Source organism: Streptomyces sp. NPDC013157 (assembly GCF_042899865.1).
Taxonomy (GTDB): domain Bacteria; phylum Actinomycetota; class Actinomycetes; order Streptomycetales; family Streptomycetaceae; genus Streptomyces.
Map to the genome: position 1 here is coordinate 279699 of NZ_JBIBAK010000013.1, position 25952 is coordinate 305650.

25 protein-coding genes are annotated in these 25952 nt (G+C 72.2%); 11 read left to right on the forward strand and 14 right to left on the reverse strand.

Annotation, left to right across the window (positions count from 1 at the left end; translation table 11 throughout):
• Window positions 1-54: 54 nt before the first annotated feature.
• From ACFY6U_RS33975 to ACFY6U_RS33985, 3 genes are all read left to right on the forward strand, one after another.
• The gene (locus ACFY6U_RS33975; protein ID WP_390044369.1) at window positions 55-1737 is read left to right on the forward strand and encodes a hypothetical protein; all 1683 of its coding nucleotides are present in this window, start codon (window positions 55-57) and stop codon (window positions 1735-1737) included.
• A 111-nt stretch (window positions 1738-1848) separates the two neighbouring features.
• On the forward strand, window positions 1849-2811 hold the full coding sequence (locus tag ACFY6U_RS33980) for a sortase (RefSeq protein WP_390044371.1): 963 nt from the start codon (window positions 1849-1851) through the stop codon (window positions 2809-2811).
• A 33-nt stretch (window positions 2812-2844) separates the two neighbouring features.
• Window positions 2845-3705, forward strand: a complete 861-nt coding sequence (locus tag ACFY6U_RS33985; protein WP_390044373.1) for a phosphate ABC transporter ATP-binding protein — start codon at window positions 2845-2847, stop codon at window positions 3703-3705.
• A gap of 153 nt (window positions 3706-3858) precedes the next feature.
• On the opposite strand, the gene ACFY6U_RS33990 is transcribed toward ACFY6U_RS33985, so the two are convergent.
• The 5 genes from ACFY6U_RS33990 to ACFY6U_RS34010 all read right to left on the reverse strand — a co-directional run bounded on the left by ACFY6U_RS33990 (window position 3859) and on the right by ACFY6U_RS34010 (window position 8960).
• A complete protein-coding gene (locus tag ACFY6U_RS33990) occupies window positions 3859-5043 on the reverse strand; it encodes a hypothetical protein (RefSeq protein ID WP_390044375.1) in 1185 nt (394 codons plus the stop codon).
• Window positions 5044-5201: 158 nt separating this feature from the next.
• On the reverse strand, window positions 5202-6833 hold the full coding sequence (locus ACFY6U_RS33995; protein WP_390044377.1) for a phospho-sugar mutase: 1632 nt from the start codon (window positions 6831-6833) through the stop codon (window positions 5202-5204).
• A 384-nt stretch (window positions 6834-7217) separates the two neighbouring features.
• Window positions 7218-8042 (reverse strand): purine-nucleoside phosphorylase, encoded by an 825-nt coding sequence (locus ACFY6U_RS34000; protein WP_351485257.1) that lies wholly within the window; start codon window positions 8040-8042, stop codon window positions 7218-7220.
• 149 nt (window positions 8043-8191) lie between these two features.
• Complete coding sequence (locus ACFY6U_RS34005; RefSeq protein WP_351485255.1) at window positions 8192-8470, reverse strand: hypothetical protein; 279 nt, start codon at window positions 8468-8470, stop codon at window positions 8192-8194.
• Window positions 8471-8519: 49 nt separating this feature from the next.
• The gene (locus ACFY6U_RS34010; protein ID WP_390044379.1) at window positions 8520-8960 is read right to left on the reverse strand and encodes a gamma-glutamylcyclotransferase; all 441 of its coding nucleotides are present in this window, start codon (window positions 8958-8960) and stop codon (window positions 8520-8522) included.
• 97 nt (window positions 8961-9057) lie between these two features.
• Here ACFY6U_RS34010 and ACFY6U_RS34015 point away from each other — a divergent pair, with 97 nt between their 5' ends.
• Window positions 9058-10506 (forward strand): NAD(P)H-quinone dehydrogenase, encoded by a 1449-nt coding sequence (locus ACFY6U_RS34015; RefSeq protein ID WP_351485252.1) that lies wholly within the window; start codon window positions 9058-9060, stop codon window positions 10504-10506.
• 166 nt (window positions 10507-10672) lie between these two features.
• Window positions 10673-11638 carry a DeoR/GlpR family DNA-binding transcription regulator gene (locus ACFY6U_RS34020; protein WP_351485251.1) on the forward strand — a complete coding sequence of 322 codons (966 nt, stop codon included), beginning with the start codon at window positions 10673-10675 and terminating at the stop codon, window positions 11636-11638.
• Between the two features lie 85 nt (window positions 11639-11723).
• Here ACFY6U_RS34020 and ACFY6U_RS34025 read toward each other — a convergent pair whose 3' ends face one another.
• Window positions 11724-12290 (reverse strand): TetR/AcrR family transcriptional regulator, encoded by a 567-nt coding sequence (locus ACFY6U_RS34025; protein ID WP_390044381.1) that lies wholly within the window; start codon window positions 12288-12290, stop codon window positions 11724-11726.
• A gap of 77 nt (window positions 12291-12367) precedes the next feature.
• A complete protein-coding gene (locus tag ACFY6U_RS34030) occupies window positions 12368-14140 on the reverse strand; it encodes an acetyl/propionyl/methylcrotonyl-CoA carboxylase subunit alpha (protein ID WP_390044383.1) in 1773 nt (590 codons plus the stop codon).
• Between the two features lie 373 nt (window positions 14141-14513).
• Between ACFY6U_RS34030 and ACFY6U_RS34035 the strand changes: the two genes are divergently transcribed.
• Window positions 14514-15068, forward strand: coding sequence for a hypothetical protein (locus ACFY6U_RS34035; protein WP_390044385.1), 555 nt, complete (start codon window positions 14514-14516; stop codon window positions 15066-15068).
• Here the strand turns inward: ACFY6U_RS34035 and ACFY6U_RS34040 are convergent.
• The 4 genes from ACFY6U_RS34040 to ACFY6U_RS34055 form a co-directional block, all read right to left on the reverse strand.
• Window positions 15040-15642, reverse strand: a complete 603-nt coding sequence (locus ACFY6U_RS34040; protein ID WP_390044387.1) for a Maf family protein — start codon at window positions 15640-15642, stop codon at window positions 15040-15042. The two genes, ACFY6U_RS34035 and ACFY6U_RS34040, sit on opposite strands and share 29 nt — an antisense overlap.
• Window positions 15643-15679: 37 nt before the next feature.
• A complete protein-coding gene (mmpB, locus tag ACFY6U_RS34045) occupies window positions 15680-15808 on the reverse strand; it encodes a morphogenic membrane protein MmpB (protein WP_093499434.1) in 129 nt (42 codons plus the stop codon).
• Between the two features lie 106 nt (window positions 15809-15914).
• Window positions 15915-16124: an acyl-CoA carboxylase epsilon subunit gene (locus ACFY6U_RS34050; protein ID WP_390044389.1), complete on the reverse strand. Its 210-nt coding sequence runs from the start codon at window positions 16122-16124 to the stop codon at window positions 15915-15917.
• A 9-nt stretch (window positions 16125-16133) separates the two neighbouring features.
• Window positions 16134-17726, reverse strand: coding sequence for an acyl-CoA carboxylase subunit beta (locus ACFY6U_RS34055; RefSeq protein WP_390044391.1), 1593 nt, complete (start codon window positions 17724-17726; stop codon window positions 16134-16136).
• Window positions 17727-17836: 110 nt separating this feature from the next.
• Here ACFY6U_RS34055 and ACFY6U_RS34060 point away from each other — a divergent pair, with 110 nt between their 5' ends.
• Window positions 17837-18712, forward strand: coding sequence for a biotin--[acetyl-CoA-carboxylase] ligase (locus ACFY6U_RS34060; protein ID WP_390044393.1), 876 nt, complete (start codon window positions 17837-17839; stop codon window positions 18710-18712).
• Between the two features lie 343 nt (window positions 18713-19055).
• Complete coding sequence (locus ACFY6U_RS34065; protein ID WP_351485238.1) at window positions 19056-20162, forward strand: adenylate/guanylate cyclase domain-containing protein; 1107 nt, start codon at window positions 19056-19058, stop codon at window positions 20160-20162.
• Here the strand turns inward: ACFY6U_RS34065 and ACFY6U_RS34070 are convergent.
• Window positions 20137-20694 (reverse strand): hypothetical protein, encoded by a 558-nt coding sequence (locus tag ACFY6U_RS34070; RefSeq protein ID WP_390044395.1) that lies wholly within the window; start codon window positions 20692-20694, stop codon window positions 20137-20139. The two genes, ACFY6U_RS34065 and ACFY6U_RS34070, sit on opposite strands and share 26 nt — an antisense overlap.
• Window positions 20695-20908: 214 nt before the next feature.
• On the opposite strand from ACFY6U_RS34070, the gene ACFY6U_RS34075 reads away from it, so the two are divergent.
• The 3 genes from ACFY6U_RS34075 (at window position 20909) to hutH (ending at window position 24685) form a co-directional block, all read left to right on the forward strand.
• A complete protein-coding gene (locus tag ACFY6U_RS34075; protein WP_351485234.1) occupies window positions 20909-21703 on the forward strand; it encodes an enoyl-CoA hydratase-related protein in 795 nt (264 codons plus the stop codon).
• Window positions 21704-21896: 193 nt separating this feature from the next.
• Window positions 21897-23042 (forward strand): diguanylate cyclase domain-containing protein, encoded by a 1146-nt coding sequence (locus tag ACFY6U_RS34080; protein ID WP_390044397.1) that lies wholly within the window; start codon window positions 21897-21899, stop codon window positions 23040-23042.
• Window positions 23043-23146: 104 nt separating this feature from the next.
• On the forward strand, window positions 23147-24685 hold the full coding sequence (hutH, locus tag ACFY6U_RS34085; RefSeq protein WP_390044462.1) for a histidine ammonia-lyase: 1539 nt from the start codon (window positions 23147-23149) through the stop codon (window positions 24683-24685).
• A 102-nt stretch (window positions 24686-24787) separates the two neighbouring features.
• On the opposite strand, the gene ACFY6U_RS34090 is transcribed toward hutH, so the two are convergent.
• Together ACFY6U_RS34090 and ACFY6U_RS34095 are read right to left on the reverse strand one after the other, a co-directional pair.
• The gene (locus ACFY6U_RS34090) at window positions 24788-25567 is read right to left on the reverse strand and encodes a hypothetical protein (protein WP_390044399.1); all 780 of its coding nucleotides are present in this window, start codon (window positions 25565-25567) and stop codon (window positions 24788-24790) included.
• 41 nt (window positions 25568-25608) lie between these two features.
• Window positions 25609-25926 (reverse strand): hypothetical protein, encoded by a 318-nt coding sequence (locus ACFY6U_RS34095; protein WP_390044401.1) that lies wholly within the window; start codon window positions 25924-25926, stop codon window positions 25609-25611.
• Window positions 25927-25952: the final 26 nt, after the last annotated feature.

Genomic DNA, 25952 nt, shown 5'->3' on the forward strand with positions numbered 1-25952 from the left:
CCGGCCCTGTCGGCGTATCCGTCCACCACCCAGACCCCGCGGGGGGACCACCACATGAATCACCGTCTCGCACAACTCAGATCACGGGTCGCGCTGTTGACCGGCATCGCGCTGCTGTGCGCCGCCCTGGCCGGGGTCCTCGCCTTCTCGGGCCGGGCCCACGCCGCCACCCAGCTCGGCAGGTTCACGCTCACCCCCACCACGGGCGGCATCTCGGCCTACCCCATGGTCACGTCGGTGACGACGACCGCAGGCTGCCCGGACGACACCGCCGGCAAGGCGGCCGTCCTCAAGGTGTTCAGCCCCACGAGCGACACCACGCAGGCCACCCTCGGCCAGGGCGCCACCAAGATCGTGGCCGGCTCGGGTCCCTTCACGATGGACGTGACGACCCTGGCCGCCGCGAAGAGCCTGGAGGCGCGGCTGCGCACCTGGATCCCCGACGGATCCCTCGACGGCACGTACACCCTCGGTCTGGGCTGCGGCGGCGGTACCGACGTCCCGGTCTTCCTCGCCAAGGTCCGGGTCACGGGCGACACCTGGTCCCTGCTCGAACAGCAGGCCACGACGCTCGCCGTGAGCGCCGCCTCCGACGTGGCCGTGGGCGGCGACCTCAAGCTCACCGCCACGGTGTCGCCCGCGTCGGCGTCCGGTTCCGTGGAGTTCAGGAACGGTGACACCTCGCTCGGCACGGCGCAGGTCACGAACGGCACGGCCGAACTCACCGTCAAGGCACCCGCGATCGGCGGCCCGCTGCCCTTCGGCGCCGTGTTCACCCCCACCGACGCCGACTCCTACTCCGCCGCCGAGGCGAGCGGGACCGCGAACATCGACTACGTCGTCTCCGCCAAGGACGCCGACGGCACCGCCCTCGGCGACAAGCCGACCCTGTCCGTCGGACAGAAGGTGAAGGTCACCGTCAAGGGCTTCACTCCGGCGGCCGCCGCACACGTGACCCTCACCAACTCCACCGCGACCTTCGCCGACGTGACCGCGGATGCCGACGGCGCTGTCGCGGAATACGCGTTCACCGTGCCCGACGCCCTGACCAACGGCGACCACACCCTGAACTTCTCCGAGAAGTCGGGCATCTACGCCGCCTTCGACTTCGTCAGCACCGACGAGGACACCTCCGGCCCCGGCCCCTCGGACAACCCCGACCTCACCGTCACCGACGAGGACGGCAACACCCTCGACACCGATCCGAATCTCGAAGCCGGGCAGAAGGTGAAGATCACCGCCCGTGGCTACACCGCGAGCGCCGCGGTCAAGGTCACCCTCGCCGACGGCGACGCGACGTTCGACGACGCCAAGGCGAACTCCGACGGCACCGTGGAGAACTACGCGTTCACGGTCCCGAAGGACATCGAGGACGGCGACCACACGCTCACCCTCGCCGAGGACAGGACCGACGGGCACAGCGTCGACTTCGCCTTCACGACCGGCTCCGACGACGCCAGCGAGTCCCCCGAGCCCAGCGCCTCCGCCTCGGACTCCGGCGGCACGGACACCGGCGGCACCGGCAGCGGCGGTTCGGACATCGGCGGCTCCACCGGCGGCTCCACCGGCGGTGACAGCGGTGGCTCCGGCGGCGGCTCCATGGCCTCGACCGGCGCCCAGGTCGGCGCGATCGGCCTGGCCTCCCTCGCGTTCCTGTCCGCCGGAGGCGCGCTCGTGCTCCACATGCGCCGCAAGGGCCTGCTGACCTTCGGCGGCGACACCCCGCAGCACCACTGACCGACCGGCCGGCCGACGGGCCGGCCCGGGGGCACACGCCGACGTGCCCCCGGGGCCGCCCCGTCCCCGCAGGAAGCCGTAGAGAACCCTCCGCTTCGAGGAGCGCAGCCCGTGACCACCCTCGCCCCGCCCCCGGCCGGCGCCTCGGCGCCCGCCGACGGACCGCCCGCCACCCCACCGCCCCCGCCCACCACCGAGCCGCGTCGGGAGACCCCGCGGCCCCCCGCCCGCCCCGGGCTCGCACTCGCCGGGGCGGCCCTGTGCGTTCTCGCCGCCGTGCTCCTCGGCTTCGCCGCGAACCTCACGGTCGTCGGCCACCTCCAGCACGCCCGCGACCAGCAGACCGCCTACGACGAACTGCGCAAGGAACTCGCCCTGGGCACCGCCCCGGTGGGCCAGCGGGACTACGAGGGCAACCTGCTGAAGCCGGGCGCGCCCGTCGCCCTGCTGTGGATCCCCGCCCTCGGGCTCAAGGAGGTCGTCGCCGAGGGCACCACCTCCGAGGTGCTGATGGCGGGGCCGGGGCACCGGAGGGACACCCCGCTGCCCGGCCAGGCCGGGACCGCGGTGATCATGGGTCGCCAGTGGGGATACGGCAGCCCGTTCCACGACCTGCACCGGCTGCCCGTCGGCAGCCGGATGGAGATCACGACGGGTCAGGGCAAGGCGGTCTACGAGGTCACCGGGATCCGCCGGGCCGGCGACGCCCTGCCCGCCCCGGTCACCGAGGGGCAGGGACGGCTCACCCTCATCACCGCGACCGGGGCGCCGTACACCCCGAGCGGGGTGCTCCGGGTCGACGCCAGGCTGGTCACGGCCGTGCAGCCCAACCCGCCGCGGGATCTGCGGGCGGGCTGGATCGCCGACTCCGAACAGGCCCTCGGCACCGACTCCGGTGCCTGGCTCGGCGTCTTCCTGTGGACCCAGGGCCTGCTGCTCGCCGCGCTGCTCGCCGTGGTCTCCTTCCGCGTCTGGGGCCGCTGGCAGACCTGGATCTGCGCGGGCCCGCTGCTGCTCGCGCTGGGCCTCGCCGACTCCCAGTCGCTCACCGCACTGCTGCCGAACCTGCTCTGAACCACCGGCCACCCAAAGGAGTTGACCAACCGCATGTCCGAGAACACCGATGTCGTCGACACCGTCGTCCAGCCGCCCGTCGAGGACGGCCGGGGCGGCGGACCCCGCTTCGGCGACGGCCCCGCCACCCTGCGCGCCGACGCCGTCTCCGCCTGGTTCGGCGACCACAAGGTCCTCGACCGGGTCTCGCTCACCATGCCCGCCCGCCAGGTCACCGCGCTCATCGGCCCCTCCGGCTGCGGCAAGTCGACCTTCCTGCGCATCCTCAACCGGATGCACGAGCTGATCGGCTCGGCCTCGCTGGCCGGGCGGGTCCTGCTCGACGAGGCCGACATCTACGACCGCGGGCGGCGCATCACGCACGCCCGCCGCGAGATCGGCATGGTCTTCCAGAAGCCCAACCCCTTCCCGGCCATGTCGATCTACGACAACGTCGTCGCCGGCCTCAGGCTCAACGCCATCAAGACCGGCCGCGACGGCAAGGACGACCTGGTCGAGGAGTGCCTCACCAAGGCGGGCCTGTGGAAGGAGGTCAGGGACCGGCTCCGGCAGCCCGGCGGGGCGCTCTCGGGCGGTCAGCAGCAGCGGCTGTGCATCGCGCGCTCGCTCGCGGTACGGCCGCGGGTACTGCTGATGGACGAGCCGTGCTCGGCCCTCGACCCGACGTCCACCCGCCGTATCGAGGAGACCATCCACGACCTCAAGGACGAGGTGACGATCGTCATCGTCACCCACAACATGCAGCAGGCCGCCCGCGTCTCCGACACCTGCGCCTTCTTCCTCGCCTCGCACGGCACCCCCGGTGTGATCGTCGAGCACGGCGACACCCACGCGATGTTCAACTCGCCCCAGGACGAGAGGACGTCGGACTACGTGAACGGGCGTTTCGGGTGACGGGGTGACGGGGTGACGGGGTGGCGGTGGCCGGGTGCCGGTCGCGTCGGTGCCGCGGTGCCCCGGCCGCCGGGCTCTACTGGGGCGACCTCACCCTCCAGTCGTGCGTGGGGCCCGACACGGGGTTCAGCTACCTCGTACGGGACTGACCGGTCACGGTGCGCTCGGCCACACCAGCAGCATGTACGCCCCGCAGTACGCCGAGCCCGCGACGGCCGCCGTCAGGGCGAGCACGCGTACGCGCGTCGAGGCGCGGGCGAGATACCCGGCCACCGGCAGCAGCAGCGGGAAGCCGGGGAGGAGGAAGCGGGCGCGCGGGAAGTAGACGCCGCCGCTGGCCACCACGATCAGCAGCAGGACCGCGGTGAAGACGAGCAGCGGGAGCGGTTGCCTGTCCCACACCGCGAGCCCGAACAGCACCACGGAGGCCAGCATCGTCAGGCTCACCACGACCAGGAACAGCTCCGGGCGCGAGACCTGCCCGAACAGGTGCCGCAGCCAGCGCAGGGTCTCCGCGCCGCCGTCCAGTTCGTTGTGCCACATCCGCTGTACGGCGAAGTAGCCGTCCCAGCGGTGGAGTCTGACGCCCACCCAGCCGACGTACGCGCACCAGCCGAGGGGGGCCACCAGGGCCGCCGTCAGGGCGCGGGGCGAGAAGCGGGTGCGGAGGGAGAGCAGGGCGGTCACGGTGACGGCGGCGGCCACGGCGATGCCGGTCGGCCGGGTCAGGCCGGCGAGGACCGAGCCGGCCGCCGCGTACAGCCAGCGCCCGGTCAGCACCGCGTACAGCGCCCATGCGGCGAACGCCGTGAAGAGGGATTCGGTGTAGCCCATCCACTGGACCAGGCCCACCGGGTACGCCGCCCACAGCACGGTGAGCAGGATGCCGACCCGGCGGCCGGCCAGCCGGTCGCCCACCGCGAACACGCCCCAGGCCGCGAAGAGCGAGGCCAGCCACGAGAGGGCCAGGCCGGTGCTGGCCCGGGTGCCCGGGGTCAGGACCGCGACGGCCTTGACCAGGAGCGGGTACAACGGGAAGAACGCCAGGTTGTTGTGGTCGTACGCGGTGCCGAGCAGGTGGGTGTACCCGTGGTCCGCGATGCCCAGGTACCAGCGGGAGTCCCACTGCGTCGCCAGTATCGGCCACACGCCGTGGTGGCGCCGGTGCGCCCAGACGGCGAGGAACACCAGGCCGGTGAGGCGTACGGCGAGATACGCGGTGAGTGCGGGAGCCGCCCGGCGCAGGGCGTGGCGGGGCACGGCCGTGGTGGGGAGGTGGGGTCGTCGGGTGCCCGGGATGTGCCCGCGGGGGGCGGTGTCGGGGGCGGTCGAGGACACGGCGGCGGCTCCAGTACGACGGCTGCGGCGGGCGGTACCGGACGGGCGGTACCGGATCACCGTTCCCCGGGAGCCGGGGCGGGGCGCGGTGGGTGGGTCGGTCGCCGTGGCGAAATCACCCGTAGGGGTGCCCCTGGCCAAGAGGCACCCCTACGGCGTCAGATGCCTGCTGCTGTGGAGAGGTCCCGCTTGATCGCGGCCAGGGTCCGGGTGGCCTGCGCGCGGGCCGTGGGGAGGGCGGAGTGGTCCGCCACGGGGACCACTACCTCCAGGTAGCACTTCAGCTTCGGCTCGGTGCCGCTCGGGCGGACGACGACCCGGGCGCCGGTGAGGGTGTAGCGGAGGCCGTCGGTGGGGGGCAGCCTGTCCGTGCCCCGGGTGAGGTCCTCGGCCTTGGTGACCGGGAGGCCGGCGAGTTCGGTCGGGGGGTGCTCGCGGAGTGTCTGCATGGCCTGTGCGATGACGGAGAGGTCCTCGACGCGGACCGAGAGCTGGTCGGTCGCGTGCAGGCCGTGCTCCACGGCGAGGTCGTCGAGGAGGTCGAGGAGGGTGCGGCCCTCCTCTTTGAGGACGGAGGCCAGTTCGGCGATCAGGAGGGCCGCGGTGATGCCGTCCTTGTCGCGGACGCCGTCGGGGTCGACGCAGTAGCCGAGGGCCTCCTCGTAGCCGTAGCGCAGGCCGTCGACGCGGGCGATCCACTTGAAGCCGGTGAGGGTCTCCTCGTAGGGGAGGTCCGCCTTCTCGGCGATGCGGCCGAGGAGCGAGGAGGAGACGATCGACTCGGCGAAGACGCCGGTGGCGCCGCGGCGGACCAGGTGGGCGGCGAGGAGGCAGCCGACCTCGTCGCCGCGGAGCATGCGCCACTCGCCGTCGTCCTTGACGGCCGCGGCGCAGCGGTCGGCGTCGGGGTCGTTGGCGATGATCAGGTCGGGGTCGGTCTCGCGGGCCTTCGCGAAGGCGAGGTCCATCGCGCCGGGCTCTTCCGGGTTGGGGAAGGCGACGGTCGGGAAGTCCGGGTCCGGGTCGGCCTGCTCGGGGACGAGGGTGGGGGCGGGGAAACCGGCGCGGGCGAAGGCGGCGAGGAGGGTGTCCTTGCCGACGCCGTGCATGGCCGTGTAGACCGTGCGGGCGGTGCGGGGGGAGGTGGGGGAGAGGACGGCGTCCGTACGGGCCAGGTAGGCCTCCAGGACCGTGTCGTCGAGGGTTTCCCAGCCGGTGTCGGGGCGGGGGACGTCGTGGAGGCTTGTGATGGCGTCGATTTCGGCTGCGATCTCCGCGTCGGCGGGCGGGACGATCTGGGAGCCGTCGCCGAGGTAGACCTTGTAGCCGTTGTCGCGGGGCGGGTTGTGGCTGGCGGTGACCTCCACACCGGCGACCGCGCCGAGGTGCCGTATGGCGAACGCGAGGACGGGGGTGGGGAGGGGGCGGGGGAGTACGACGGCCTTGAGGCCGGCGCCCGTCATGACCGCGGCGGTGTCGCGGGCGAAGTCGGCGGACTTGTGGCGGGCGTCGTAGCCGATGACGACGGTGCCGGTGCCCTGGCCGTGGTTCCTCAGGTACGCGGCGAGGCCGGCGGCGGCGCGGATGACGACGGCGCGGTTCATGCGCATCGGGCCGGCGCCGAGCTCGCCGCGGAGGCCTGCGGTGCCGAACTGGAGCGTGCCGCTGAAGCGGGCCGACAGTTCGGTGAGGTCACCGGAGTCGATGAGCTTGGCGAGCTCGTCGCGGGTCTCCGGGTCGGGGTCCTCGGTCTGCCAGGCTCGGGCCCGGGCGATGAGATCGTCGTGCACGGTCGTCGTCCAACCTCTCGTGGTGTGCCTGCGGCGCATCCGCGGCTTCGGTGGGGGTGCGCGTAGCGCCTACGGGTGGTGGTGGGTCGGGGCCGGGGCGGGAAGTCCCCGTCCTCGGACCGGCGGTGCTGTTTCTCGTGCCGTGCGGGTCGACCGACGCCGGCCACTGCGGGCGGGAACTCCCCGTCCCCTCCCCGCCGTGGGCGGCTGCAACCCGCCGGGGGCCGGGGACGGCACCTGTCCGGCGGGGGTGGCAGCAGCGGCCCGTCCGCTTTTCGGCGGGGTGAGTGCAGCGTCCCCGTAAGGGGCGCGGCAAACTGCGCGAGGGGCCACGACGGGCCTGTGGACGCGGTCGGACCGTGCGTGGCAACCCGGATGGCGTCCTCAGAGCCTGCCCAGCACCTGGGCGAGCAGCTCGCCCATGCGTGCCGCCGAGTCGCGGCCCGCCTGGAGGACCTCCTCGTGGTTGAGGGGCTCGCCCGTCATGCCCGCGGCGAGGTTGGTGACGAGGGAGATGCCGAGGACCTCGGCGCCCGCCTCGCGCGCAGCGATCGCCTCCAGGACCGTCGACATGCCCACCAGGTCCGCCCCGATCACGCGGGCCATGCGGATCTCGGCCGGCGTCTCGTAGTGCGGGCCGGGGAACTGCGCGTAGACGCCCTCTTCGAGGCTGGGGTCGATCTCCTTGCACAGGGCGCGCAGGCGGGGGGAGTAGAGGTCGGTGAGGTCGACGAAGTTGGCGCCGATGATGGGGGAGGTCGCCGTCAGGTTGATGTGGTCGCTGATGAGGACCGGCTGGCCGGGGCGCATGCCCTCGCGCAGGCCGCCGCAGCCGTTGGTGAGGATGATCGTCTTGCAGCCCGCGGCCACGGCGGTGCGGACGCCGTGGGCGACGGCGGCGACGCCCCGGCCCTCGTAGTAGTGCGTGCGGCCCAGGAAGACCAGCGCGCGCTTGTCACCGGAGGAGTACGAGCGGATCTTGCCGCCGTGTCCCGCTACGGCCGGCGGCGGGAAGCCGGGCAGCTCGGTGACCTGGAACTCGGCGTCGGGAGCGCCCAGGGCGTCGACGGCCGGCGCCCAGCCGGAGCCCATCACGAGGGCGACGTCGTGGGTGTCGGCGCCCGTGAGTTCGCGCAGGCGGGCGGCGGCCGCGTCGGCGGCGGCGTGGGGGTCGCCCTGGATGTCGTCCGGAAGAAGAGATGCGTTCACGCCGACGAGAGTAGCCGGTCCGGGCCTACGCGCGTAGATGACGGAGCTCATGGGATTGCGATCGTTGTCTTGTCGTTTCCGACGAGGGGCGTGACGCAGGGCAACCTTTGTGGTTGCTGTGAGGGGTCTGTGTGGCTTTCGGCGTGCGGTCACTCGTCGGTGACGAGGACGTCCTTGTCGTTGAAGACCTCGACGATGAAGATCAGCAGGCGGCCACGGCTGACCGTGTACTCCACGAGGACGTTCTGGGTGAGACGGATGGTCCGGTCGTCCCCCGTGGAGCTTATGGGGCGGGACACGGAGAGGAAGGGGTCGCGGGCGAGGAGGGCGATGCCCTTGTCGAACGCGATGCGCTGACGGTCCTCCAGCCGGTCGCGGGCGGCCGCGGCCTGCACCGTGTAGTAGACGTCGTACGTGGTGGGGGACATCTGCTCTCCCGTTGGTGCGTCGGTCACACAAGTGTAGGGACGCGGCGTCTCAGCAGGGTCGCTTGCGCAGCTCCATCACGTAATCGTGTGGGGCGCCCGCGGATTCCGCTGCGTCGGCGATCTCGCCCAGGTAACGGGCCGAGGGCAGGCCGCCCTCGTAGCCGTCGAGGACGTAGAGCCAGGCGGTCTCCTCGCCCTCCAGGGTGTGCACGCGTGCGCGTGCGCGGCGGTAGATGCCCAGGCCGACGCCCTCCCAGCGGTCCATGGACTCCTCGTCCATCGGGGCGATGTCGTAGAGACCGACGAAGACCTGGGACATCGGGTCCTCGACGATCGTCGCCAGGGCGCCCTCCCAGCCCATCTGCTCGCCGCCGAAGGTCAGCCGCCATCCGTTCAGCCACCCGGTGGCGCGCAGGGGCGAGTGCGGGGCGCGGCGGGACATCAGCCGCGCGTCGAGATTGCCGGCGTACGCGGCGTAGAGCGACGACATGGAGAGAGGGTACGGCAGGCGTCACGGGTGTCACTCCCGTCCCGGGAGGCGCCGGGCGCGGCCCCCCGGGCAGTAGCACCTTGAAGCGTGCGGGACAATGGAGTACGTGACTCGGATCGTGATCATCGGTGGCGGACCCGGCGGCTATGAAGCGGCGCTGGTGGCCGCGCAGCTCGGCGCGGAGGTGACCGTCGTCGACTGCGACGGTCTGGGCGGAGCGTCGGTGCTGACCGACTGCGTGCCGTCGAAGACCCTTATCGCTACGGCCGAGGTCATGACGACCTTCGACTCGTCGTACGAGGAGCTGGGGATCATCGTCGCCGATGACACCCCGCCGCTGGAGCAGGCGGCGCGGGTGGTGGGCGTCGATCTGGGGAAGGTCAACCGGCGTGTGAAGCGGCTGGCGCTGGCGCAGTCGCACGACATCACGGCTTCGGTGACGCGTGCGGGTGCGCGGGTCATGCGCGGGCGTGGGCGGCTGGAGGGCATGCAGGCCCTGGACGGGTCGCGCAAGGTCGTCGTCAGCGCTGCGGACGGCAGTGAGGAGACTCTTGTCGCGGACGCGGTGCTGATCGCGACCGGCGGGCATCCGCGGGAGGTGCCCGACGCCCTGCCCGACGGCGAGCGGATTCTGAACTGGACGCAGGTGTACGACCTGACCGAGCTGCCCGAAGAGCTGATCGTGGTCGGGTCGGGTGTGACCGGTGCCGAGTTCGCCGGTGCGTACCAGGCGCTCGGGTCGCGGGTCACGCTGGTGTCCTCGCGGGACCGGGTGCTGCCGGGTGAGGACCCGGACGCGGCCGCCGTCCTGGAGGACGTGTTCCGGCGCCGTGGCATGAACGTCATGGCGCGGTCGCGGGCGGCCGCGGCCAAGCGGGTCGGGGACCGGGTCGAGGTGACGCTCGCGGACGGGCGGGTCATCAGCGGTTCGCACTGTCTGATGGCCGTCGGTGCCATTCCGAACAGTGCGGGGCTGGGCTTGGAGGAGGCCGGCGTCAAGCTGCGCGACTCCGGGCACATCTGGACCGACAAGGTGTCCCGGACGACGGCTCCGGGGGTGTACGCCGCCGGTGACGTGACGGGTGTGTTCGCGCTGGCGTCGGTGGCCGCCATGCAGGGGCGGATCGCCATGTACCACTTCCTGGGCGACGCGGTGGCCCCGCTGAACCTGAAGACCGTGTCGTCGAACGTCTTCACCGACCCGGAGATCGCGACGGTCGGGTACACGCAGGCCGATGTGGACGCCGGCAAGATCGACGCCCGGGTCGTGAAGCTGCCGTTGCTGCGCAACCCGCGCGCGAAGATGCAGGGCATCCGGGACGGCTTCGTGAAGATGTTCTGCCGGCCGGGCACCGGGATCGTGGTGGGCGGTGTGGTCGTCTCGCCGCGGGCCTCGGAGCTGATCCATCCGATCTCGATCGCCGTCGACAACAATCTGACGGTCGAACAGATCGCGAACGCGTTCACCGTGTATCCCTCCCTTTCGGGGTCGATCGCCGAGGTGGCGCGGCAGCTGCACACCCGGAAGACCGGCAGCGAACTCTGACGGCCGGAACCGACTCCCCGCTGGTCACGGGGAGTTGTCGGGCATGCGTACGGCATAGTCGGGCGGGGTAGGCCCTATACCACTCCTGACCCTGCTGTGCGAACAACTTCTGCTATTCGGCGCAAACTGCTGAAAGCAGACGGTCGTTGGGGTTACTGTCAGTTTCGTGTTCGCTGCAGAACGTCGCCAATTGATCCTCGAAATGGTGCGAGCGAACGGGGCCGTGTCGCTCCGTGAGCTCGCCCGCGTCGTCCAGACCTCCGAAGTGACCGTACGGCGGGACGTGCGCGCACTGGAGGCAGAAGGACTCCTCGACCGCCGGCACGGCGGTGCGGTACTGCCGGGCGGGTTCACGCGGGAGTCCGGCTTTCCGCAGAAATCTCATCTCGCGACCGCCGAGAAGACGGCCATCGCCGATCTCGCCGCGGGCCTCGTCGAAGAGGGCGAGGCCATCGTGGTCGGGGCGGGTACCACCACGCAGGAGCTCGCCCGCCGGCTGGCGAGAGTGCCCGGCCTGACCGTCGTCACCAACTCGCTGCTGGTGGCGCAGGCGCTGGCCCATGCCAACCGGGTCGAGGTCGTGATGACCGGCGGGACCCTGCGGGGCTCCAACTACGCGCTCGTCGGCTCCGGTGCGGAGCAGTCCCTGCAGGGGCTGCGCGTGTCGAAGGCCTTCCTGTCGGGGAGCGGCCTGACGGCCGAGCGGGGGCTGTCCACGTCCAACATGCTGTCGGCGTCCGTCGACCGGGCGCTGGTGCAGGCCGCCGCGGAGGTCGTCATCCTCGCCGACCACACCAAGCTCGGTACGGACACGATGTTCCAGACCGTGCCGACCGATGTCATCACCCGGCTGGTCACCGACGAGCCGCCGCCCCACGACGACCGTGCGGTCACCGAGCTGCAGGCCCTTGCCGACCAGGGGGTGCAGATCGCCGTGGCCGGGGCGTCGGGAAACCCGGGGGGTGATCAGGTCCCGGCGCGGCAGCAGCATCAACAGCGTCGGGACGTCGCCCTGCCGGGGCCGCGGCGGAGTCAGGGGCCGGGGGCGGGGTTGCGGTCGGCTTCGATGCTCCAGGGAGAGCCGCCGACGGGGGGCGAGCGGGGGCGGGTTGCCGATATGCGGCGGCGGTGAGGGTGCCTAGTCGCCGTAGGGGTGGGGCTCGTGGGCGGGTGCGGGGCCCATATGGCTGGTCGCGCCCACGCGGCGGAGCCGCATATCAATACAGCCCCACGCCCCTGGGTTTCTCAGGTTTGAGTCCCTTCAGGGTCAGGGTCAGCAGTCTGTCCGCCAACTGCGGGTCTCCCGGTGACTCCTCCGCTGCCAGGGCGATGGCGTGGGTGAGTTGGAGCAGGTCGGTGATCTGTACGTCGGCCCGTACTGTGCCCGCTTTCTGAGCTCGGGTCAGCAGGGCTGCTCCCGCCTCGCGCATCGGGGTGCCGCAGCGGGACAGGGCCGAGGCCGGTGAGGCCGACATCAGGGCCCTCGACAGGCCCCGGTACGCCGCTGCGTGGACGACCACCTCGTGGAGCCAGGTCAGCAGGGCCTGGCAGGGATCGGGAGCGGTCTGCAACTCGTGGGCTCTGGCCAGGAGTTCACTCAGCGCGTCCTCGAAGACCGCGCTCATCAGGGCGCCCCGGGTCGGGAAGTGGCGGTAGAGGGTGCCGATGCCCACGCCCGCCCGGCGGGCCACGTCCTCCAGCGAGGCGTCCGTGCCGTGCTCGGCGAACACGGTGCGGGCCTCGGCCAGCAGCCGGTCGTGGTTTCGGCGGGCGTCGGCGCGCATGGGGCGTTCCACGTTCCAGAAAGTCGGGTGCCCGGCGAACGGGTGACGTTCGCCGGGCGGTGTGGTGCGGGGTGGCGTCAGTCCTTGATCTCGCAGATCACGGCGCCGGAGGTGAGGGAGGCGCCGACCTCGGCCGCGAGGCCCTTGACGGTGCCGGCCTTGTGGGCGTTGAGGGGCTGCTCCATCTTCATCGCCTCGAGTACGACGATCAGGTCGCCCTCCTTGACCTCCTGGCCCTCCTCGACCGCGACCTTGACGATCGTGCCCTGCATGGGCGAGGCGAGGGTGTCGCCGGAGGCGGCCGGGCCGGACTTCTTGGCGGCGCGGCGCTTCGGCTTGGCGCCGGCGGCGAGGCCGGTGCGGGCCAGGGTCATACCCAGGGACGCCGGGAGGGAGACCTCCAGGCGCTTGCCGCCGACCTCGACGACGACCGTCTCGCGGCCGGCCTCCTCCTCGGCCTCGGCGTCGGCCGGGGCGGTGAAGGGCTTGATCTCGTTGACGAACTCGGTCTCGATCCAGCGGGTGTGGACCGTGAAGGGGTCCTCGGAGCCGGTCAGCTCGGGGGCGAACGCCGGGTCACGGACGACGACGCGGTGGAACGGGATCGCCGTGGCCATGCCCTCGACCTGGAACTCGTCCAGCGCGCGGGCGGCCCGCTGCAGGGCCTCCGCACGGGTGCGGCCGGTGACGATCAGCTTGGCCAGGAGGGAGTCCCAGGCGGGGCCGATGACCGAGCCGGCCTCCACTCCCGCGTCCAGGCGGACACCGGGGCCGGAGGGGGCGTCGAAGCGGGTGACGGTGCCGGGGGCGGGCAGGAAGTTGCGGCCCGGGTCCTCGCCGTTGATGCGGAACTCGAAGGAGTGGCCGCGCAGCTCGGGGTCGTCGTAGCCGAGGGCCTCGCCGTCGGCGATGCGGAACATCTCGCGGACCAGGTCGATGCCGGCGACCTCCTCGGTCACCGGGTGCTCGACCTGGAGGCGGGTGTTGACCTCCAGGAAGGAGATCGTGCCGTCCTGGCCGACCAGGAACTCGCAGGTGCCCGCGCCGACGTAGCCGGCCTCCTTCAGGATGGCCTTGGAGGCGCGGTACAGCTCGGCGACCTGGGCCTCGGAGAGGAACGGCGCGGGGGCCTCCTCGACCAGCTTCTGGTGGCGGCGCTGGAGCGAGCAGTCACGGGTGGAGACGACGACCACGTTGCCGTGGGTGTCGGCCAGGCACTGGGTCTCCACGTGCCGGGGGCGGTCCAGGTAGCGCTCCACGAAGCACTCGCCGCGGCCGAAGGCGGCCACCGCCTCACGGACGGCGGAGTCGTACAGCTCCGGGACCTCTTCGAGGGTGCGGGCGACCTTCAGGCCGCGTCCGCCGCCGCCGAAGGCCGCCTTGATGGCGATCGGCAGGCCGTGCTCCTCGGCGAACGCCACGACCTCGTCGGCGCCCGAGACCGGGTCCGGGGTGCCTGCCACCAGGGGCGCGCCGGCGCGCTGGGCGATGTGCCGGGCGGCCACCTTGTCGCCGAGGTCGCGGATGGCCTGCGGCGGCGGTCCGATCCAGGTCAGGCCCGCGTCCAGGACCGCCTGCGCGAACTCCGCGTTCTCGGAGAGGAAGCCGTAGCCCGGGTGGACGGCGTCCGCGCCTGCTTCGCGGGCGGCGTTGAGCACCTTCTGGATGTCCAGGTAGCTGGTGGCGGGGGTGTCACCGCCCAGGGCGAACGCCTCATCCGCGGCGCGGACATGCAGAGCGTCCCGGTCCGGTTCCGCGTAGACGGCCACGCTCGCGATCCCGGCGTCCCGGCAGGCCCGGGCAACGCGGACAGCGATTTCGCCACGGTTGGCGATGAGCACCTTGCGCACGATTGAGGCTCCCTCCTTGAAACAAGCCGAGTTTAGGGACTGCCGACACGGCACTTCGACCCGTCCCCAATGGTGACCTTGCCCACACGGAGCGTGATGCGAAGCTCACCCGACCCGGGAAATCCCTTGTCGCACCTCGGTACGCAGGGCTCCTTCGGGAAACCCTAGCCCCGTCATGTGGTCAAGGTCTCTGTGAGAGCGTGCCGCGCCCCACTCCGTTTCTTTGTTGAGTCCCTACGAATGGCCCAACGTTTCTTTGCTGCCGACCGAACCCTTGTCCCCGGGTTTACCCGTTAGTAGCGTTCGCGATGTCTTGAACGAACTTCAAGTAACACCGGCTTGGTCGAGCCGAGATCGAAAGTGGGTGGGGCCGGTGGTGCGCAGACCGGTGGCGTGGGTCGTGGCGGTCGTACTCTTCGCCGAGGCAGTGGGCATCGCGGCACTCAACTGGTTCATGGGAGTGGTGGTCGACCGCCAGGACATGTCCCTGGCCGGTCTCGACCCGGACCGGATGTCGATGTCCGCGAAGGCCGGTGCCGTGGTCTTCGGCCTCTACTTCGCGCTGTGCGGCCTGGTGGCCCTGCTGGTCGCCGTCCGCAACCGGCCGCCCGCCGGCCTCGGCCGGGTGCTGCTGATCAGTGTCGCGGTCGTGCACGCCCTCCTGGGCGCCGTGTCGTGGGGGCTGATCGGGTGGCGGGCCTTCCTGTTCATGGTGGTCGTCCTCGCGCTCGTCGTGCTGCTGCTGATGACGTACGACCGGGTGGACGGGGCCGGTGGGGCCGGGGCGGAGGCCGACGGCGGGGGCGAGGGCGGTGCGGGACCCGCGGGCGACCCGGAGCCGGAGCCGGGAGCAGGATCGGGAGCGGAGGCGAAGGGCGACACGCCGCCCGCGGGGCCGTTCACTCCCCCGGCGCCCACAACTCCGTGATGCCGACGCCGAGCTCCGCCAGCAGCCGGCGGACCAGGGGGAGGCTGATGCCGATCACGTTGCCGTGGTCGCCGTCGATGCCCTCGACGAACGGCGCGCTGCGGCCGTCCAGGGTGAACGCTCCCGCCACGTAGAGGGGTTCGCCGGTGGCGACGTACGCGGCGATCTCCTCGTCGGTGGGCTCGCCGAACCGCACGACCGTGGACGCGGTCGCCGACACCCAGCGCTTGCTCGCCGTGTCCCAGACGCAGTGCCCGGTCTGCAGGGTGCCGGCCCGGCCGCGCATCGACTTCCAGCGGGCGGTGGCCTCCTCGGCGTCCGCCGGCTTGCCGAGGGCCTGGCCGTCCAGGTCCAGCACCGAGTCGCAGCCGATCACGATCGCGCCCTGGACGTCGGGGCGGGCAGCGACGACGGAGGCCTTCGCCTCCGCGAGGGCGAGGGCCAGCTCGGCGGGGGTGGGGGCGGTGACGGCGTCCTCGTCGACGCCGCTGACGATCACCTCGGGGGCGAGACCCGCCTGGCGCAGGAGGTTCAGCCGGGCGGGGGACTGGGAGGCGAGGACGAGTCTGCGCATGGGGGCAGCGTATCGGTGAGGGCCGACAGAGGGTCGCTCACCTCACGCCGAGCACGATCATCAGGACGACCATCACCAGGGCCAGGAAGACGCCGAGCCGCCGGAGGGTGTTCTGCATGTCCTGCAGGTCCTTCGGCGGCTCGTCTTCGGGGTCCGACCACAGCATGTCACCAGCGTGGGGCTTGGCCGACCTCGGGCGCCTGAGTAGGGGTACTCAGATTGGGGCCCCGGGTTCCGCTTGGGTGCGCGGTTCCCCGCCCCCAGGGGGTGGCTCAGGAGGGCCAGTAGGTGCGGGTCCATGCGCTCGGGCTCGGGGACGGGACCCGGTGTTGGGCGATGCGGCCCGGGTCGGACCAGGCGCTCGTTGCCGGTGGGGTGCCGGGCGGGACGGCTGCCAGGGCCGCCGCGCGGGCCCGCACCACCGCCAGGGCGGCGGCCAGTTCCTCCGGGGTCGGGTTGCCCCGTATGACCTTGATCGTCACAGCGGCTCCTTACAGGGGGATGTTGCCGTGCTTCTTCGGGGGCAGGGACTCGCGCTTGGTGCGGAGCTGGCGCAGGCCGCGTACGACGTGGCGGCGGGTGTCCGACGGCATGATGACGGCGTCGATGTAGCCGCGTTCGGCCGCCGTGTAGGGGTTGAGGAGGGTGTCCTCGTACTCCCGGATGAGCTGCGCCCGGGTGGCCTCGCCCTCTCCCGAGCCCTCCGCCTCCGCGATGGTGCGGCGGTGCAGGATGTTGACGGCGCCCTGGGCGCCCATGACGGCGATCTGGGCGGTGGGCCAGGCGAGGTTGAGGTCGGCGCCCAGGTGCTTGGAGCCCATGACGTCGTAGGCGCCGCCGAAGGCCTTGCGGGTGATCACGGTGATCAGGGGGACGGTGGCCTCGGCGTAGGCGTAGATCAGCTTGGCGCCGCGGCGGATGATGCCGTCGTGCTCCTGGTCGACGCCGGGCAGGAAGCCGGGGACGTCGACGAAGGTGATGACCGGGACGTTGAAGGCGTCGCAGGTGCGGACGAAGCGGGAGGCCTTCTCGCTCGCCTTGATGTCCAGGCAGCCGGCGAACTGCATGGGCTGGTTGGCGACGATGCCGACCGGGTGGCCCTCCACGCGGCCGAAGCCGGTGACGATGTTCGGGGCGAACAGGGCCTGCGTCTCGAAGAACTCGCTGTCGTCGAGGACGTGTTCGATCACCGTGTGGATGTCGTACGGCTGGTTCGCGCTGTCCGGGACCAGGGTGTCCAGCTCGCGGTCCTCGTCGGTGACCGTGAGGTCGGCCTCCTCGGGGAAGACCGGGGGCTCGGAGAGGTTGTTGGACGGCAGGTACGACAGCAGCTGCTTGACGTACTCGACGGCGTCCTTCTCGTCGCCGGCCATGTGGTGGGCCACGCCGGAGACGGAGTTGTGGGTCCGGGCGCCGCCCAGCTCCTCGAAGCCGACGTCCTCGCCGGTGACCGTCTTGATGACGTCCGGTCCGGTGATGAACATGTGGGACGTCTGGTCGACCATGACCGTGAAGTCGGTGATGGCCGGGGAGTACACGGCACCGCCGGCGCAGGGGCCGACGACGAGCGAGATCTGCGGGATCACGCCGCTGGCGTGGGTGTTGCGGCGGAAGATCTCGCCGTAGGCGCCGAGGGAGGCGACCCCCTCCTGGATCCTGGCCCCGCCCGAGTCGTTGATGCCGATGACCGGGCAGCCGGTCTTCAGGGCGAAGTCCATGACCTTCACGATCTTCTGGCCGTAGACCTCGCCGAGGGCGCCGCCGAAGACGGTGAAGTCCTGCGAGAAGACGGCGACGGGGCGGCCGTCGACCGTGCCGTACCCGGTGACGACGCCGTCCCCGTAGGGGCGGTTCTTCTCCAGGCCGAAGTTGGTGGAGCGGTGCCGGGCGAACTCGTCCAGCTCGATGAAGGAGCCCTCGTCGAGGAGCAGCTCGATCCGCTCACGGGCCGTCAGCTTGCCCTTGGCGTGCTGCTTTTCTACGGCGCGCTCCGAACCGGCGTGTGTCGCTTCGTGGACACGGCGCTGGAGATCCGCGAGCTTCCCCGCGGTCGTGTGAATGTCGATCTCTTCCGGCTCGGACATCGGGATGCGGCTCCCTGCCTGCTCAAAAGGGGGGACGGTTACTCATCCGTAGAGTAGTGGGGCACCTACCAAACGGCAGTGCGGCGTACAACACACCTAGGGTGGCTTGCATGACGCCGCGAGACCCAGCAGATGCGAACAACAATCGTTGGTCCGACCTGGACCGTCCACCGCTGAACGGGGCGGGGCTGCGCAGGGCCCTGGTGCGGGACGGCGGCCACGGGGGCCTCTACTCCGACATCGAGGTCGTGGACAGCACCGGGTCCACCAATTCCGACCTCGTGGCCCGGGCCGTGTCGAAGGGCGCCGACGAGGGCGCGGTCCTCGTCGCCGAGGAGCAGACGGCGGGCCGGGGCCGGCTGGACCGGCAGTGGACGGCGCCGGCCCGCTCGGGGCTGTTCTTCTCGGTGCTGCTGAAGCCGGCCGAGGTGCCGGTGGCCCGCTGGGGCTGGCTGCCGCTGCTCACGGGGGTGGCGGTGGCGACGGGGCTGGCGCGGGGCGCGGGCGTCGACACGGCGCTCAAGTGGCCGAACGACCTCCTCGTCACCGTCGGTGACGAGGAGCGCAAGGCCGGTGGCATTCTCGCGGAGCGGGCCGGTGAGGACGGGGTGGTGGTCGGCGTCGGCATCAACGTCACGCTCCGCGCGGCGGAGCTGCCGGTGCCGCAGGCCGGTTCGCTGGCGCTGGCCGGGGCGGTGAGCACGGACCGGGAGACGCTGCTGAGGGCCGTCCTGCGGTCCCTGGAGGACTGGTACGGGCGCTGGCGCGCGGCGGGCGGCGATCCGGGCGTGAGCGGGCTCCAGGAGGCGTACGCGGCGGGCTGCGCGACGCTGGGGCGGTCGGTGCGGGCGGAACTGCCCGGAGACCGGTCGCTGGTGGGGGAGGCGGTGGCGATCGACGGCGACGGGAGACTGGTGATCGCCACGAAGGAAGGGGTTCAGGAGCCGGTGGGCGCGGGGGACATCGTGCACCTGCGGCCTGCGTGAGGGCGGGGGCGGGGGCGCTTGCCGGCGCTTGCCGGGTGCTGCCCGCGCCCACCCTCTTTCACTCTCGGCTTCGCTCGAGCGGGGGGACCGCACCGCCCCAGCGGCACGACTGCCCGCGGGTGGGGAGATGCGGCGGGCGAAGCGCCCCGTAAGGGGCGCAGGGGGTACCCCCGGCCGAAGGCTGGGGGAGGAACTGCGCGGCCGGCCCTCACCCACCCGCACCAGGAAATCGACCCCTCACCACCCCGATGTCGGCTTTCCTCACGAAGTGAGCTACCGCACAGCTGCCGTAGAGTTGAGGCCGGTCGGTATGCGACCGCGGTAGATCGGAAGGGCAGCAGGCGTGACCGTCGACGACACGGGCTCCGGCGAGGGCGCGGACGCCGCCGACTCCGGCGAGGACCCCCTCGCGCTGCGTCTCGAAGGCCTGATCCTCGGGGCCGAGCGCCGCTACACCCCCTTCCAGGCGGCCCGCAGCGCCGGCGTCTCCATGGAGCTGGCGTCGCGGTTCTGGCGGGCGATGGGCTTCGCGGACATCGGGCAGGCCAAGGCGCTGACGGAGGCCGACGTGCTGGCCCTGCGCCGGCTCGCCGGCCTCGTCGAGGCGGGGCTGCTCAGCGAGGCCATGGCCGTGCAGGTGGCGCGGTCCACGGGGCAGACCACCGCCCGTCTGGCGGAGTGGCAGATGGATTCCTTCCTGGAGGGCCTGACCGAGCCGCCCGAGCCGGGCATGACCCGTACCGAGGTGACGTACCCGATCGTCGAACTGCTCCTGCCCGAGCTGGAGGAGTTCCTCGTCTACGTCTGGCGCCGCCAGCTCGCCGCGTCGGCCGGCCGGGTCGTGCAGGCCACCGACGACGAGGAGATGGTCGACCGCCGCCTCGCCGTCGGCTTCGCCGACCTCGTGGGGTTCACCCGGCTGACCCGGCGCATGGAGGAGGAGGAACTCGGCGAACTGGTCGAGGCCTTCGAGACCACCGCCGCCGACCTGGTGGCGGCCCGCGGCGGCCGCCTCATCAAGACCCTCGGCGACGAGGTCCTGTACGTCGCCGACGACGCGGGTATCGCCGCCGACATCGCGCTGCGTCTGGTCGAGACCATGGCGAACGACGAGACGATGCCGGAGCTGCGGGTCGGCATGGCCTTCGGCACCGTGACCACCCGAATGGGCGATGTCTTCGGTACGACCGTGAACCTCGCCTCCCGTCTCACCTCCATAGCCCCGCGCGACGCCGTGCTCGTCGACAGCGCGTTCGCCGAGGAGCTGATCCGGGTCGGGGAGGCGCCGGCCTCGGAGGCGGCCGCCGCGGAGGAGGCGGCGACCGCCGAGAAGGAGGGCGAGGAGCCCCCGACGTACCGCTTCGCGCTGCAGCCGATGTGGCAGCGTCCGGTGCGTGGCCTGGGGGTCGTGGAACCCTGGCTGCTCACGCGCCGGGACGGGGAGCCGTAGCCGCGAACGGGTCCACGCACAGGCCGACGACCGGCAGGCAGACCCCGCTGCCGGGCTGATGCGCGCTGGGCGTCGGCGTCGGGGTGGGCGAGGGGCTCGCGGCCGGTGGCGGCGGAGTGCCCGTCGGCCGGGTCGGGGCCGTCGGGACGGTGGTCGGCACCGTCCCGGTCCCGGTGCCGGGCAGTGCGGTGGGCGAGGCGGAGGACGGTGACGCGGCGGCCGTACGCGATGCGGTGGCCGTCGGTGCCGTGCTCTCGCCGCCCATGACGGTGGCCGCCGAGGGCGTAGCCCTGAGGACCGTACCGACGGTGGCGGCCGCGTTCGCGGAGCGGTCCGTGGCCTCGGCGGTCGGATCGAGGCGGGGCTCCGCCTCCGCCGTGCCGGGTGCGCCGACACCGCCGCCGTCCGACGTGATCCGTACGAGGCTCAGCGCACCGGCGGCCAGCGCCAGCCCTCCGGCGGCGAACAGCAGCTTGCGGGGCCGGGGCTTGCGGTGCCGTCCCCGGCGACTGGCTGCCGGCATTCCTGTCATGAGGTTCCCTCCCCGCTGCGCGCCCCCCGATGCGCCGTGGCGAGCGCACGTTATGCGCTCTCGTGGGGCGTGCGCCGGGAGTCTCCCGGGATGTCACTCGAACGAGGGTGTCCGCGACGGGTCGGTGCCCCTTTCCTCCGGCCTGCCCCGGCTGCGATGATCGGGGAGTTAACAGGCGTTAACCCGTAGCCGGGTCGAGCGGAGGGTGACTGACATGAGCGAGGAGCGGTACGGGGAGTTCGTGCTGGTACGGCGGCACGGGCACGTCGCGGAACTCGTGCTGGACCGGCCCAAGGCGATGAACGCGGTGTCGACGGCGATGGCCCGCTCGGTCATCGCCGCGTGCGCCGCGCTGGCCGCCGACCGGGACGCCCGGGTGGTCGTGCTGACCTCCTCGCACGAGCGGGCGTTCTGTGTCGGCGCCGACCTGAAGGAGCGCAACGCGATGAGCGACGCGGAGCTGCTCCGGTCGCGGCCGCTGTCCCGTGGGGCGTACACCGGCGTGCTGGAGCTGCCGATGCCGACGATCGCCGCCGTGCACGGCTACGCGCTCGGCGGGGGCTTCGAACTGGCCCTGTCCTGCGACGTGATCGTGGCCGACGCTACGGCCGTGGTGGGCCTGCCCGAGGTGTCGGTGGGCGTGATCCCGGGCGGCGGCGGTACGCAGCTGCTGCCGCGTCGGGTGGGGGCGGCGCGGGCGGCCGAGCTGGTCTTCTCGGCGCGGCGGGTGGAGGCGCCGGAGGCGCGTGCGCTGGGTCTGGTCGACGAGCTGGTGGAGGCGGGGCGGGACGGCGAGGCGGCGCTGGAGCTGGCGGCGCGGATGGCGGCGAACTCGCCGGTGGGGCTGCGGGCGGCGAAGCGGGCGTTGCGGCTGGGGCACGGGCTCGATCTGCGGACGGGGCTGGAGGTCGAGGACGCGGCGTGGCGGACGGTGGCGTTCTCGGGGGACCGGGCGGAGGGTGTGGCGGCGTTCAACGAGAAGCGTCCGCCGGAGTGGCCGGGGGAGTGAGGTGCGGGTGGGCCGGGGCGGGGGGTGGGGACGCTTGCCGGCGCTTGCAGGGTGCCTCCCCCGGTCGAAGGCTGGGGGAGGAGCTGCGCGATCAGCCCCCACCGGCCCGCGGTCCGTGACGGCGCCCCACCCGGCAGCACCTGTTCGCCTTACCAATGTCCCGAATAAACCAAATCATCCCTAACCTGGAGTAATGGGTGAGGACAACCGGCTGGCAGCCGTCGTCGCGCTGGCTCAGGGCATGGCCGCGGCTCACACCCCACGTGAGTGCTGGCACGCCGCCGCGGCCGGCGCCTGCCGTGCGCTCGACGGCAGCTTCGCCGCGCTCTCCGTCTGGGAGCGCGAGCTCGGCCGGCTCCGGGTCCTCGTGAACGTCGGGGAGCGCGCCCCGGACGAGGAGGAGTTCCCGGAGGCCGAGGCCTATCCGGTGCACCAGTTCCCGGAGATCACCGAGTTCCTCCACGAACGCTGGGCGGGCGGCGGCGGCCCCAACGCCTGGGTCGAGACGGCCGAGGGCCCCGCCGCCGGCCGCCCCGGTTACTCCCACCAGCGCGTCGCCGCCCTGCGCCGCCGGGGCCGAGGCTGCTGCCTGGTCGCCCCGATCGTGCTGCACGGCAGGGCCTGGGGTGAGCTGTACGTGGCCCGCGCCGTCCGCACCCCCGTCTTCGGCCGCGCCGACGCCGACTTCGCCACCGTTCTCGCCTCCGTCGTCGCCGCAGGGATCGCGCAGACCGAGCGGCTGGAGGAGGCGCGCCGGCTCGCGTACACCGACGCCCTCACCGGGCTCGCCAACCGCCGCGCCGTCGACGTACGGCTCGACGAGGCGATCGAGCAGCACCGCGCGGAAGGGGCCGTGGTCAGCCTCGTCGTCTGCGATCTCAACGGGCTGAAGAAGGTCAACGACACCTGCGGGCACGCCGTCGGCGACCGTCTCCTGGAGCGCTTCGGCTCGGTGCTGTCGCTGTGCGGGGCGATGCTTCCGGGTGCGCTGGCCGCGCGGCTCGGCGGGGACGAGTTCTGTCTGCTCGCGGTCGGCCCGCCGGCCGACGACGTGGTCAAGGCGGCCGGTGAACTCTGCAGCCGGGCGGGGGAGTTGGAGCTGGGCGAGGGGGTCGCGTGCGGGATCGCCTCGACCGCCGACCCGATCGGGCCGGTGCGCTCGGGGCGCCGGCTGTTCCGGCTCGCCGACGCGGCCCAGTACCGGGCCAAGGCGCTGCGCGCCGACCGGCCGGTGGTGGCCGGGCGGGAGGGCCCGGACGATCCCGTGGTGCGGCTGGCCGACGCGCCGCCTCCGGAGCGGGCCGAGCGGCGGAGCTTCCGCGGGCGTCGGGGGGTGTGACGTACAGGCTGTGGCGTAGGGACTGTGACGTAGAAGTAAGGGGCAACCCCGTACCCCAGTAGTGACAGCTCCCGCATTCACTGCGTACGCTCCTGAATATGGATATGCACACTGTGGTGGTGGGGACGTCCGGTGTCACCGCGTCCGACGTTCTCGCCGTGGCGCGCGGCGGCGCCCGGATCGAACTCTCCGCGGAGGCGGTCGCGGCGCTCGCGGCGGCCCGCGAGATCGTGGACGCGCTGGCGGCCAAGCCGGAGCCGGTCTACGGCGTCAGCACCGGCTTCGGCGCCCTGGCGACCCGGCACATCAGTCCGGAGCTGCGGGCCCAGTTGCAGCGCAACATCGTCCGTTCGCACGCGGCCGGCATGGGGCCGCGGGTGGAGCGCGAGGTCGTACGGGCCCTGATGTTCCTGCGGCTGAAGACCGTCTGCTCCGGACACACCGGTGTGCGTCCCGAGGTCGCCCAGACCATGGCCGACGTCCTGAACGCCGGAATCACCCCGGTCGTGCACGAGTACGGCTCCCTGGGCTGCTCCGGGGACCTGGCCCCGCTCTCGCACTGCGCCCTCACGCTCATGGGCGAGGGCGACGCCGAAGGCCCCGACGGGGTCGTCCGGCCCGCCGGTGAGCTGCTCGCCGAGCACGGGATCGCCCCCGTGCAACTGCGCGAGAAGGAGGGTCTGGCCCTCCTCAACGGCACCGACGGCATGCTCGGCATGCTGGTCATGGCCCTCGCCGACCTGGACATGCTCTACAAGTCGGCCGATGTCACGGCCGCGTTGAGCCTTGAGGCGCTGCTCGGTACGGACAAGGTTCTCGCGCCCGAGCTGCACGCCATCCGGCCGCATCCGGGGCAGGGCGACAGCGCCGCCAACATGCTCGCCGTGCTCCAGGGTTCCCAGCTCACCGGGCACCACCAGGACGACGCGCCGCGCGTCCAGGACGCGTACTCGGTGCGGTGTGCTCCGCAGGTCGCCGGGGCCGGGCGGGACACGCTCGCGCATGCGCGGCTGGTGGCCGAGCGGGAGCTGGCGTCGGCCGTCGACAACCCGGTCGTGCTCCCCGACGGCCGGGTGGAGTCGAACGGCAACTTCCATGGCGCGCCGGTCGCCTACGTCCTCGACTTCCTCGCCATCGCGGTGGCCGACCTCGGGTCCATCGCCGAGCGGCGGACGGACCGGTTGCTGGACAAGAACCGCAGCCACGGGCTGCCGCCGTTCCTGGCGGACGACGCGGGCGTCGACTCGGGGCTGATGATCGCCCAGTACACGCAGGCGGCGCTGGTCAGCGAGCTGAAGCGGCTGGCCGTTCCGGCGTCGGCCGACTCGATCCCGTCCTCGGCGATGCAGGAGGACCACGTGTCGATGGGGTGGTCGGCCGCGCGCAAGCTGCGGACGGCCGTGGGCAATCTGACGCGGATCATCGCCGTCGAGCTGTATGCGGCCACCCGGGCCGTCGAGTTGCGGGAGGGGCTGGCGCCGGCGCCGGCGTCCCGGGCCGTGATCGACGCGGTGCGCTCCGCGGGGGTGCAGGGGCCTGGGCCCGACCGGTTCCTCGCGCCGGATCTGGCCGCGGCGGAGGAGTTCGTGCGGGGCGGGGGCGTTGTCGCGGCGGCGGAGAAGGTGACCGGGGCGCTGCGGTAGCCGTCTGGCCGCGGGCGGGTGGGGGCCGGTCGCGCAGTTCCCCGCGCCCCCAAGATTGCGCAGTTCCCCGCGCCCCCAAAGGGGCGCGGGGAACTGCGCGATCTACGTCAGCTTCGCCGACTGGGCCTTGATCACCGCCGGTGGGACCGTGTACGTCTTGCCGGTCATCATCGCGCCGATGTTCATCGTGAAGTACGTGGCGACCGTGTTGCCGTAGCGGACCACCTCCGCGTGCAGCGGCCCCTTGTCGCCGTCCATGTCGGTGGTGGCGGTGAAGGCGATCGACTCGTCGCCCGATCCGGACGCCTTGGCCGGCGTGACCTTCGTGACCTTCTGTTCGTCGCCGGAGGTGCCGCCCGTGAAGCCCGTGGTGCAGTTCTCGAGGGCGGCCGAGAGGGCCTGCAGGGCCTGCCGCGCGCCGTCGCCGTCGTACGACGACAGGTCGAGGGAGGTGATGTCGAGGTTCAGGGAGTCCTTGAGCGCGCTCTCGAACTTGCCGTCGGCCATGTCGTCGAGGGAGGTCGCGTCGTCGGTGGGGTCCTTCTTGTCCTCGCGTACCGTGCGGCCGATCTCGGACGCCGGGTCGGCCGGGGCGAGGCCGGTGAGGACGTAGGCGAGCGGGCGGCACTTCTCGTCGCTGGACCTGACGGTGTTCCGGGTCGCGGCCTCGCCGATCGCGTTGACCTTGTAGCCGTCCACCTCGCCCTGCGCGAGGATCCGCTGCTTCAACTCCGCGGTGCCCAGCGCCTTGACGGTGGACGCCTTGTGCGCGGTGTCCGAGGCGTCCGTGGAACTCCCGTCGGAGCAGCCCGTGATGAGGGCGAGGGACAGCACGCCGCCTACGGCGAGGGCGCAGGTCCGCACGCCCGGTGATCTCTTCATGAGAGGACTGTGAGTCCCCGGTCAAGGAGTGGTCAAGTTGTTTAGAACTCCAGGCGTTCCCGGCGGACCGAATAGACCACGAAGCCCGCGCCGACGGCGAGGAAAAGGGTGCCGCCGATGACGTACGGGGTGGTGTCCGGGCTGCCGGTGTCGGCGAGGTGGGTGGCGTCCCCGGTCGCCTCGGACGTGGCCTCGGACAGCGCCCTCGCCTGCTGGGTGACCCGGGTCGCCGTACTCTCCGACGTGCCGGTTCTCGTCTGGGCGTCCTGCGACGCGTGGGCGGACGGAACGAACCACAGAGCGCACAGGAGCGTGCCTGCGGCGGTGGCGGTCAGCAACGGGCGGCGAGCGGATGACACGGAATATCGATCCCCTTGTGACGCTG

Bases quoted from the DNA above. Each gene is read 5' to 3' on its own strand.
- ACFY6U_RS34010 (WP_390044379.1), bottom strand. From the start codon at position 8,960: ATGTCGTCGCTCTACGCCGCGTACGCCGGCAATCTCGACGCGCGGCTG.
- hutH (WP_390044462.1), top strand. From the start codon at position 23,147: ATGCACACTGTGGTGGTGGGGACGTCCGGTGTCACCGCGTCCGACGTT.
- ACFY6U_RS34075 (WP_351485234.1), top strand. From the start codon at position 20,909: ATGAGCGAGGAGCGGTACGGGGAGTTCGTGCTGGTACGGCGGCACGGG.
- ACFY6U_RS34060 (WP_390044393.1), top strand. From the start codon at position 17,837: ATGACGCCGCGAGACCCAGCAGATGCGAACAACAATCGTTGGTCCGAC.
- ACFY6U_RS34090 (WP_390044399.1), bottom strand. From the start codon at position 25,567: ATGAAGAGATCACCGGGCGTGCGGACCTGCGCCCTCGCCGTAGGCGGC.
- ACFY6U_RS34070 (WP_390044395.1), bottom strand. From the start codon at position 20,694: ATGACAGGAATGCCGGCAGCCAGTCGCCGGGGACGGCACCGCAAGCCC.
- ACFY6U_RS34015 (WP_351485252.1), top strand. From the start codon at position 9,058: ATGGAGTACGTGACTCGGATCGTGATCATCGGTGGCGGACCCGGCGGC.
- ACFY6U_RS34080 (WP_390044397.1), top strand. From the start codon at position 21,897: ATGGGTGAGGACAACCGGCTGGCAGCCGTCGTCGCGCTGGCTCAGGGC.
- ACFY6U_RS34055 (WP_390044391.1), bottom strand. From the start codon at position 17,726: ATGTCCGAGCCGGAAGAGATCGACATTCACACGACCGCGGGGAAGCTC.
- mmpB (WP_093499434.1), bottom strand. From the start codon at position 15,808: ATGCTGTGGTCGGACCCCGAAGACGAGCCGCCGAAGGACCTGCAGGAC.
- ACFY6U_RS33975 (WP_390044369.1), top strand. From the start codon at position 55: ATGAATCACCGTCTCGCACAACTCAGATCACGGGTCGCGCTGTTGACC.
- ACFY6U_RS33985 (WP_390044373.1), top strand. From the start codon at position 2,845: ATGTCCGAGAACACCGATGTCGTCGACACCGTCGTCCAGCCGCCCGTC.
- ACFY6U_RS34025 (WP_390044381.1), bottom strand. From the start codon at position 12,290: ATGCGCGCCGACGCCCGCCGAAACCACGACCGGCTGCTGGCCGAGGCC.
- ACFY6U_RS34040 (WP_390044387.1), bottom strand. From the start codon at position 15,642: ATGCGCAGACTCGTCCTCGCCTCCCAGTCCCCCGCCCGGCTGAACCTC.
- ACFY6U_RS34005 (WP_351485255.1), bottom strand. From the start codon at position 8,470: ATGTCCCCCACCACGTACGACGTCTACTACACGGTGCAGGCCGCGGCC.